6 protein-coding genes are annotated in these 9672 nt (G+C 63.9%); 1 reads left to right on the top strand and 5 read right to left on the bottom strand.

Features of this window, described 5'->3' with window-relative positions; genetic code table 11:
- Positions 1-85 precede the first annotated feature (85 nt).
- Together ACVOLI_RS12715 and ACVOLI_RS12710 are read right to left on the bottom strand one after the other, a co-directional pair.
- Entirely contained in the window at positions 86-1243 is a 1158-nt protein-coding gene (locus tag ACVOLI_RS12715) for a metallophosphoesterase (RefSeq protein ID WP_481614692.1), read from the bottom strand.
- A gap of 565 nt (positions 1244-1808) precedes the next feature.
- A complete protein-coding gene (locus tag ACVOLI_RS12710; protein WP_481614691.1) occupies positions 1809-3626 on the bottom strand; it encodes a DUF885 domain-containing protein in 1818 nt (605 codons plus the stop codon).
- Between the two features lie 219 nt (positions 3627-3845).
- Between ACVOLI_RS12710 and ACVOLI_RS12705 the strand changes: the two genes are divergently transcribed.
- Positions 3846-5114, top strand: a complete 1269-nt coding sequence (locus ACVOLI_RS12705) for an amino acid permease (protein WP_481614690.1) — start codon at positions 3846-3848, stop codon at positions 5112-5114.
- A 153-nt stretch (positions 5115-5267) separates the two neighbouring features.
- Here the strand turns inward: ACVOLI_RS12705 and ACVOLI_RS12700 are convergent, their stop codons facing one another.
- From ACVOLI_RS12700 to ACVOLI_RS12690, 3 genes are all read right to left on the bottom strand, one after another.
- Positions 5268-6905, bottom strand: coding sequence for a family 43 glycosylhydrolase (locus ACVOLI_RS12700; RefSeq protein ID WP_481614689.1), 1638 nt, complete (start codon positions 6903-6905; stop codon positions 5268-5270).
- 114 nt (positions 6906-7019) lie between these two features.
- Positions 7020-8516: an efflux transporter outer membrane subunit gene (locus tag ACVOLI_RS12695; protein ID WP_481614688.1), complete on the bottom strand. Its 1497-nt coding sequence runs from the start codon at positions 8514-8516 to the stop codon at positions 7020-7022.
- A gap of 10 nt (positions 8517-8526) precedes the next feature.
- Complete coding sequence (locus ACVOLI_RS12690) at positions 8527-9672, bottom strand: ABC transporter permease (RefSeq protein ID WP_481614687.1); 1146 nt, start codon at positions 9670-9672, stop codon at positions 8527-8529.

Below are 9672 nucleotides of genomic sequence, written 5' to 3'. Positions count from 1 at the left end.
GCTGGTTTTGCTCAGTCTATTGGCAGCTTTGCGATCTGGTGATTCGCTTGCTTCGCGGCTTACACCGCTCCCACAAGTCCGATGGTTACCTGGCTGGGCTACGCAACACCAGCACATCGATGCTGGAGGGCACGCCAAGACGCGCAGTGAAGCCATCCCATTGGCCGACGCCGCTGCTGACGAACAAGGTCATGTCCTGCACTCGGTACTCGCCACGCACGTAGCCGTGGTTGAACGGTGCCACCACCCAGCGATCGAAGCCCAGCATGTGGCCACCGTGGGTATGGCCGGATACCTGCAGGTCAATGGCGCCAGTTGCCGCAGCGGCACGCGCCTGCTTCGGCTGGTGCGCGAGCAGGATGTGTACATCGCTGCCCTTGCCTCCGTTCACCACCGCGGGCATGTCCGGCGGTAACCCGCCGCGCATATACGAGGCCTGCTTCAAGGCAGCCAGATCGCCAATACCCGACATCGCCAACGTACGTCCATTGATCGACAGGGTCGCGGTCTGGTTCTCCAGCACGCCCAACCCCATCTGCCGGAAGTGCGCCATCCAGGCAGCGTAGTCGTAGTAGTACTCATGGTTGCCCGGGGCAAGCCAAACCCCGTAAGGCGCCTTCAATTGGGCCAAGGGCTCGGCGAACCGCCCACTGTCTTCCAGACCACCGTCGGCCATGTCACCGGGCAGAACGATCAGATCAGGCTTCGCCGCCAAGGTCGCATCGACGATGCGCTGGGTGCGCCAGCTGCGCTTGACCGGGCTGATATGCAGGTCGGCCAGAACCGCCATGCGCACGCCATCCATTTCCTTGGGCAGGTTCGGCACGACCAGATCGCGCTCGTGTACCTGCGGTGGCTTGAGGCCGTCGTAGATGGCAAGCGTGGCCAGCAACACGATCAGCAGCGCCGCACCCTGATTGAAACCGACGCCATGCCACAGCGTCGCGATGCGTGAGCTGCGCGGCAGCAGGCGTGACAGCAGCCAGCCGGCTTCGCGCAGCAGCACGAACACCAGTACCAGCATGAACATCACCAGCACCCAACCGAATACCAGCTGGATCCAGGCTTCGACCGTGTAACTGAAGATGTCCAGCCGCCACAAGGTGGCGAAGCCCAGGCCGATCAGGGCAAGCAGCACACTGATACCGGTCCGCCACCGGCGTTGTTGTTTGGACAAGGGATGGACGGGCCACCAGAACAGAATGGCGAGCAACGGCAGGATCAGCGATACGATAAAAGTCATCAGCGGTACGCGGTAAGTAAACGAAGAACGCCCGCGATCAGACCGCCAGCGAGCTCAAATGGTTGCCGTGCACTGTGGCACAGCAACATGGCAGTCCGAGCGCCTACAGCTGGAACACTACGTAGCCCAACCGTAGCGCCGAGCCATGCCCGGCTGGAGCGCACCGGCCGCGCCGATTCGCCATCGCTTCAGCCGCGAAGCCCGCAATCATTCTGATTGCAGGCCCTACTGCGGTTTCATTGTTGCCAGCTTCGCGGCTGAGGCCGCTCCCACAAACAATCCCTGTAGCGCCGAGCCATGCTCGGCTGAAGCTCTACCGGTGAAGCCCTTGCCGAGCATGGCTCGGCACTACGCCCCTGCCCCTCCCTTTGGCCAAAGGCCAAGGGGAGGACTGGGGAAGGGTTGGTCTTTCGAGGTAATGCCTCTGCCGAGCATGGCTCGGCACTACGCCCCTGCCCCCTCCCTTTGGCCGCAGGCCAAGGGGAGGGCTGGGGAGGGGTTGGCTCTTTGCAGCAATCCCTCATGCCCAGCATGGCTCGGCACTACATGTAAGCGGCTGCGCCGCTTACTTGGACTTCTCGGCAATCCAGGCGTTGAGCTTCTCGTCGAGCACATCCAGCGGCACCGAGCCGTCCTTCAGCACTTCGGCGTGGAACTCACGGATGTCGAACTTGGCGCCAAGCGTGTCCTGCGCGCGCTTGCGCAGTTCCTGGATCTTCAGCTCACCCGTCTTGTACGCCAACGCCTGGCCCGGCCAGGCGATGTAACGCTCGGCTTCGGCAACCGCGTCCGGCTCGCTCACCGAGGAATTGGCGAACATGTAGTCCAGCACCTGCTGGCGGGTCCAGCCCTTGGAATGCAAGCCGGTATCCACCACCAGACGCACTGCGCGCCACAGCTCACCCTGCAGGCGACCGAAGTAGCTGTACGGGTCGGTGTAGACGCCCAGGTCCTTGCCCAGGCTTTCGGCATACAGGCCCCAGCCTTCGATGAAGGCGGTTTCGCCACCAAAGCGACGGAACGCCGGCACGCCCTTCAGTTCCTGCTGCAAGGCCAGCTGGAAGTGGTGACCCGGGATGGCTTCATGCAGGAACAGGTCTTCGGCATCCCAGGTCTTGCGCGTCGGCAGGTCGTAGGTGTTGACGTAGAAGATGCCCGGGCGGCTGCCGTCTTCGCTGGGCTGCATGTACTCGCCCCCGGCGGCCGACTTGGCACGGAACGCCTCGATCGGGCGGATCTCGAAACCGGCCTTCGGGGTCAGCGAGAACAGCTTCGGCACGTTCGCGTTGATCTTGGCTTCCAGCCCGCGGTAATGCTCCAGCAGCTCCGGCTCGGACTTGAACTCGAACTGCTTGTCGTTCTGCATGAACTTGAAGAAGTCCTGCAGCGAACCCTTGAAGCCCACCTCGGCCATCACCTTCTGGATCTCGCCGTGGATGCGGGCCACTTCAGCCAGCCCGATCTCGTGGATCTGTTCGGGGGTCTGCGCGGTGGTGGTGCTCTGCTTGGCGTTGAAGGCGTACCACGCCTTGCCGTCCGGCAAGGAATCCAGGCCGACCGTGTCACGGGTGGCCGGCAGGTATTCATTGGCGATGAAGTCACGCTGCTGCTTGATCGCCGGCATCAGCTTGTCATTGATCACCGCGCGGAAAGCTTCGGTCAGGCGATCCTTGTCGGCCTGCGGGAAGTCGGCCGGCAGCAGCTTGATCGGGCCCCAGAACTGGCTGTCCTCGGCCTTGGCAGTGATGATCTCGTCGAACTGCGGCACCACTTTTTCCATCAACACGCGCGGCTGCACCACGCCGGCCTTGATGCCTTCACGCATGTTGGCATTTTCAGTCTCCAGCAGTACCGGAATGCGCGCCGCACGGGCCAGCCAATTATCGTAGTCCTTGACCGTCTTGAACGGCTGCGCGACCTGGCCCGAACCCAGCATCACCGCATAGCTGACGGTGGAACCCATCTGGTTGACCGGCATCATCCAGCTCGGGAATTTCTCCCCTTCCAGCGACTGCTTCTGCTCTTCAACGAAGATGCGGTAGCTGAGCAGGTCCTGCCCGGCCAGCCCGGCATCGCCGATCTTCTCGGCCTTGCCCAGCCACTCCTGGGTGAAGTCGTGGCTCTGCTTGCGGAACTCGGCCGAACCGAAGTCCGGCAGCTGGTCGTTGTAACGGTTGTCGCCCTGGAAGGTGGCCTGCAGTGGGTTCAGCTTGAGCACGCCTTCCCAGTAATCGGCGTAGAGCTGGTTCAGCTGCGCGGCCTTGTCGGCCTGCGGCGCCTGCGCGGTGCTGTCACCAGCCGCTGGCTGCGATGACGGTGAACAGGCGGCCAGCACGGTGGCCAGGGAGAACGAAACGGCGAGCGCCAGCGGTCGAACGGTCATCGGGGGTGTCCAGAGCAGGGAACAAGGCCGCCAGCGTCAGCGCTACTGTGCCCTGTCGAAAGGGCCAAAGGTCATTACCGGCAGGTTTCACATCGCGGTCCGGGCTGCAAACCGTCATAATCCCCACCCTGCTGCGGTCGCCACGGGCGCCTGCCACCTCCTCTCACGCTCTCCCGGGGCATCCGTACTCCGGCGCGAGCCTTTGCCGTTGCTGTATCTATGACTACTTCGCGTCGCCCGCTGGGCTTCTGGTCCGCCACCGCCCTGGTTGTGGGCAGCATGATCGGCTCGGGCACCTTCCTGCTACCCGCCACCCTCGCCCCCTACGGCGCGGCAACGCTGATTGGTTGGAGCATCACCTTGTGCGGCGCGCTGCTGCTCGCGATCACCTTTGCCCAGCTGGCCAAGCGCTGGCCACAGACTGGCGGCCCCTACGTGTTCGCCCGCAACGCCTTTGGCGAGCTGCCCGGCTTTCTGGTCGCCTGGAGCTATTGGATCTCAATGTGGTGTGCGATTGCCGCGATCGCCGTGGCCTTCGCCGGCAGTATCGGTGCCATCTTCCCGGCCCTGACCGCGACCCCGGTTCGCGCTGCGGCCTGCGGTCTTGTCGCGCTGTGGCTGTGTGCGGGCGTCAACCTTATCGGCGTACGCGAGGCCGGACGCCTGCAGCTGGCAACCACTGTATTGAAAGTCGTCCCCTTGCTGATGTTCGGCCTGGTTGCGCTGTGGCTGGTGGATACCAGCCACTACGTGCCCTTCAACCCTTCCGGCGAATCGCTGGGCAGCGTTGCCGCGGCCACCGTCGCGCTGACCCTGTGGGCGATGATCGGGCTGGAGGCTGCCACGGTCCCGGCCGAGTCGGTCGATGACGCACCGCGCACCGTTGCCCGCGCCACGGTCGCCGGTACCGCCATCGCCGGTATCGCAACCGTCCTCGCCTGCACCACTGTACTTGGCCTGCTGCCCGCCGATGTGCTGGCCATTTCCAGCGCACCGATGGCCGATGCCGCTGCCGCGCTGTGGGGGCCAACCGCCGGCATGCTGCTGGCCGTGGTGATGGCCATCTCCTGCGTGGGCGCACTGAATGGCTGGACGCTGCTGGCAGCACAGCTGCCGATGGCCGCCGCCCGCGATGGCGTGCTGCCGCGCGCCTTTGCCCACGAGAACAAGCGCGGCGCACCGGTCTTCGGCGTCATCGTCAGCTGCCTGCTGGCCACGGTGCTGGTGATCTGCAACTACAACCGCTCGTTGGTCGACCTGTTCAAGTTCTCGGTGCTGCTGTCGACCGCTGCCACCCTGCTGCCCTACCTGGCCGGTGCTGCTGCATGGTTGTGGCGCGGCAGCGGTATTGCTTCGCGCATCGCCGCTGCTGGCGCATTGCTCTTCAGCCTGTACGCGATTGCCGGCATCGGCAGCGAGGCCCTGTTGTGGGGCGTGGCATTGATCATAGCCGGCCTGCCGATCTATTTCTGGTTGCGCCGTCGCTGAATGCTGGCCGTTTGTTCATCTGTGGGAGCGGCATAAGCCGCGAAGTCCGCACACCATCAGCTGACAAAGCTGGCAGGAGTTGAGCAACATCAGCTTCGCGGCTTACGCCGCTCCCACAAGAGTCCGATACCAGCGCCGGTATCGACTTCCCAATCAAATTCTGTTTTTGGCGCTCTCGGCAAGTGCCCGATAACGAAAGTCACTGATAGCCACTTCACCACGTCCTGCGGCATAGATGCCGATCTTCAGGCTCAAGAAGCCACCGAACACGTTGTGGTGCAGGCCGGATACTTCCATCCGGGTCGGATGCAATTGCCAGCTGCGGCCACCGTCATGTGAGTAGTGGAAAGTCACCACGTTGTTGCTGTTGCTCAAGCGCACCCGTACCGGGCCAGCGGCGCGTGGCGCCCGTGCCCAAACCAGCTCTTCGGCGTACTGGAAATTCTTGATGGTGGTGTCGTCAAAGCCGACACCGATGAACGCCTTGTTGTTGTAGAACAGCAGCAGGCCGGCTTCCGCACCCATGCCAGGTGCCAGGGTTACCTCCACCTCGTAGGAGCGGTCAGGCACCACACAGGTCAGAGGCGAGCTGTCGATCGGCGAGGCACCGCTGGCTTTCAGTCGCAGCACGCCATTGTCATAGCAGGCACGCTTGCGCTCGTCCGGCCCCGGATTGTGGAACGCCCATTGCGTGCCAAAGCGATCAGCCGAGAAGTCGTCAGACAGCGCAAATCCCGCCGCGCTGGCCTTGCCACCTGCCGGCTTGCGCAGCGGCCGCGACAGATCCCCGCCCAGCGCCCGGAACCAACCGTCAGCGGTCCACTCGATAGGTTCAAGCAAGGTCTGTCGACCCAAGGTCCGGAAGCCGTTCTCATAAGCGTGATAGACCATCCACCAGTCGCCAGCCGGACCTTCCACCAGCGTTGCATGACCTCGCGACCACCAAGGCTCCGCTTCTGATTGGGTGCGCACCAGCGGGTTCTGCGGGCAGTGCTCCCACGGCCCATGGATGGAGCGCGAACGTGCGGCGATCACCATGTGCCCGGTGACGGGCCCGGCGGTCCCGCCTACCGCCGTGATCAGATAGAACCACTCACCGTGGCGCAGCAGTTTCGGGCCTTCGGGCGCGAAATTCTCCGTGACCCAATCGTCCGGATAGCGCCACGGGCTGTACGCAGGCGCCAACGCGCCTTCGGTGGCCAGGCCGTCATCGCGCAGACGCACGCGGCGGATGCCGTTGACGAACAGATAGCGCTTGCCGTCCTCGCCGACGATATGGCCCGGATCGATGCAACCATCGATCTCCAGGTCAATCGGCTCGCTCCACGGCCCTGCGATATCGTCGGCCCAGATAACGAAGATCGACCAGCCCTTGCCGGTCGGATTGGCCGGCAGATAGATGAAGTAACGACCGTCGTGCTTGCACAGGTCCACGGCCCAAATATCGCCGAGTGTCTTGTGCAGCGCTGGCCCGATCCGCGCCCAGTTGACCAGATCGGTGGAGTGCCAGATGACCAGGCCCGGATAGGAATAGAACGACGAGAAGGTCATGTAGTAATCGTCGCCATCCTTGAGGATGGACGGGTCTGGATGGTCCCCGGCGACGATGGGATTGAGATAGGTGCCATCTCCAAGGTCAGCGATGCGCTGGCCTTCAGGCCCCTGGCCCCAGCGCGGCGGTGGGCTCACGCAGGTGCCAGCGACAGCCGGCTGCGCCAACACGGACAGCGGCGCAACCATGGCACCGGCAGCAACGGCTTTGAACAGCTCCCTGCGGGAAGTATCTGGCATGCAATTCACTCTCGGTCAGCGAAAGGCCGTCGCGACATCCTCACGGCCGGAACTGATCGAGTGTAGCCGCAGATGGGCACGGGCCATCCATCTGGCCCACAGCCGCGTCTTCAGTCACCTGTGTGCGGGCGGTGCATTGCCCAAGGCCTTGTTGAGCGCGATGAACTGGCTGCGCAGCAAGGCCTCGCCATCCACCAGGTCACGCCGCGTCTGCAGATAGCCTCTGCGTGCATCCAGCACCGCCAGGAAATCGATCAGGCCAGCATCGTGGCGAGCCTGCGCGATGCTGTAAGCGTCCAACGTGGCCTGCTCGCGCACACGCAGCTGCGCGCGTTGCTGTTTGGCAGCGGCGTAGCCGTTCAAGGCATTGTCGATCTCCTGCCAGGCCTGCAGCACGGTCTTCTGGTAGGCCACGGCGGCTTCCTGCTGTTCCAGCTCACGCAGCTGCACCACACTTTTGCGTCGGCCGTGATCGAACAGTGGCAGGTTCAGCACCGGGCCAATCGACCAGGTGCGGCTGCCCCAGTCCGAGAACTCACCGGACAGATACGACTCGTAGCCGAACTTGGCACCAAGCCGGATGCTGGGATACAGATCCGCCTGGGCAACACCGATGCTGGCCGTCGCCTGTTGCAGGCGCGCCTGCGCGGCACGTATATCCGGGCGCCGCTGCGCCACTTCCGACGGCAGTCCCAACGACAGATCCGGCAGCGCGTCGCTGGCGGCAAACACCGGCGCTGCAAGCTGGCTGCGCAATGCGCCGGGGCGCTCGCCGAGCAATAGCGCAATTTGGTTGCTGCTGCTCGCTTCCTCGGCCAGCAGACCGGGCAAGCGCGCACGTACCGCAGCCAGATCGGCCTGCTGACGGTCCAGATCCAGATGGTCCTGCAAGCCGCCGTCCACCCGCGCCTGCAGCAACGACAAGCGTTCTTCCAATGCGCCAATGTCCTCGTGTGCCAGTTCGATCTGGCGCTGAGCGGCACGTAACTGCACGTAGCTGCGTGCCACCTCGCTGCTGACACTCAACCTTGCCAGATCCAGCAACGCGGCCTGCTGGGCCACGCTGGCATCGGCCGCCTCGATCGAACGCCGCACCCTGCCCCACAGGTCCAGCTCCCAGGATGCATCGAAGCCGGCCTGGTAGAGGTTGAATGGCTCGGCCAGCAGCTGTTTCAGTGCGCCACTGTCATTGCTGAGGATGTCGAGCATGCGCGTACCAGCGCCGTTCTCGCTTTGGCGCTGGCGATTGACGCCTGCCGATGCGTTCACATCGACACCGCGCTGCGCGGCAACCGTGCGCCGCTGCGTCCGCGCCTGGGCGAAGTGCAAGGCAGCCGTGCGCAGGTCCGGGCTCGCCTGCAAGGCGCGTCGTTGCAGTTCATCCAGGGTCGGGTCGGACAGCTGCGTCCACCACGCCGGCTGCAGCGCCTGCATACCGACGTCGGCATTCAGTGACGCGTCACCGCCCCGCCATTGCGTCCAGTCGGCAGGGGCCACCGTGTCCGGACGCACGAAGTCCGGTCCGACCGCGCAGCCGCCAAGCACCAGGCCAGCAGCAAGCGGCGACAGCAGCAGCGGCACGTTCAACAGTGAGCGCAATTGGGGAAACATGGATCGCGTCCTAGGTAAGCCGATTACGGAACAACCACGCCGCCAACGGCAAGGTGATCGCCGCCACCGCCAGCATGGGGATGAAGTTGAAGCCCACTTCCTGCAGGCCCGCCCCTTCCAGATAGACCCGTCGCACCAGATCGATGCCGAAGCGCAGCGGATTGGCATAGGTCGCCACCTGCAGCACCTTGGGCATGTTGGCCACCGGCGTCATCAAGCCCGACAACAGCATCAACGGCATGATCAACAGGAAGGTGTAAAGCATCGCCTGCTGCATGTTGGCAGCCACCGCCGAGATCGACAGGCCGATCCCTACCGAGGCCACCGTGAACACCGCCAGCGCCAGGTACAACACGCCCACCGAGCCGGCCATCGGGATCTGGAACCAGAAACGGATGATCAGCAGGATGATGGTGGACTGCACCAGCCCCACCAGAATCGACGGCAAGGCCTTGCCGATCAGGATCTGCATCGGCGTCAGCGGCGTGACCAGCAATTGATCGAAGGTGCCCTGTTCGCGTTCGCGCGCCACCGACAAGGCTGCGATCAACAGGGTCTGCAACATGCTCAGCGCGGCGATCAACGCTGGCATCAGCTGCCAGCGCGACTCCAGGTTGGGGTTGTACCAGCTGCGTGTGACCAGCTGCACCGCCTGCCCGCCGGCGGCACCCGTCTGGTTCAACTGCGCTCGACTGGATTGTTCCCGATTGAAATCGGCGACGATGGAGCCGATGTAGCCGGCAGCGGCACCTGCGGTGGTGGAGTTGCGGCCATCCATGATCAACTGCAGCGGTGCACTTTGCCCAGCGGCCAGTCGCTGCTCGAAATCAGCTGGAATGCTGATCACCAGCAACACTTCGTTGGCGTCGATCACGCCAGCAATCTGCGCCGATGAAGCCAACGTTGCCGTGCGCTCGAACATGCCCGCGCCATCCATCCGCGAAAGCAACTCGGTCGACGCCTGTCCACCGCTGAGGTCGAGCACCGCGTACGGCACATGACGCAGATCAAAGGTCGCGCCGTAGCCAAACAACAACGCCTGCATCAGCGCCGGCATGAACAGCATGGCGCGACTGGAAGGCTCTTTCAGCAGGGTGATCAGCTCCTTCCTGCACAGGAAGGCAATACGCCTGAAATAGATCGCGATGGCGTCCAT

Source organism: Stenotrophomonas sp. STEN029 (genome assembly GCF_056760015.1).
This window is presented reverse-complemented; position numbering and strand designations above follow the sequence as displayed.

Excerpts from the sequence above, each read along its gene's own strand:
- ACVOLI_RS12715 (WP_481614692.1), bottom strand. The coding sequence starts at position 1,243 with ATGACTTTTATCGTATCGCTGATCCTGCCGTTGCTCGCCATTCTGTTC.
- ACVOLI_RS12710 (WP_481614691.1), bottom strand. The coding sequence starts at position 3,626 with ATGACCGTTCGACCGCTGGCGCTCGCCGTTTCGTTCTCCCTGGCCACC.
- ACVOLI_RS12705 (WP_481614690.1), top strand. The coding sequence starts at position 3,846 with ATGACTACTTCGCGTCGCCCGCTGGGCTTCTGGTCCGCCACCGCCCTG.
- ACVOLI_RS12700 (WP_481614689.1), bottom strand. The coding sequence starts at position 6,905 with ATGCCAGATACTTCCCGCAGGGAGCTGTTCAAAGCCGTTGCTGCCGGT.
- ACVOLI_RS12695 (WP_481614688.1), bottom strand. The coding sequence starts at position 8,516 with ATGTTTCCCCAATTGCGCTCACTGTTGAACGTGCCGCTGCTGCTGTCG.
- ACVOLI_RS12690 (WP_481614687.1), bottom strand. The coding sequence starts at position 9,672 with ATGGACGCCATCGCGATCTATTTCAGGCGTATTGCCTTCCTGTGCAGG.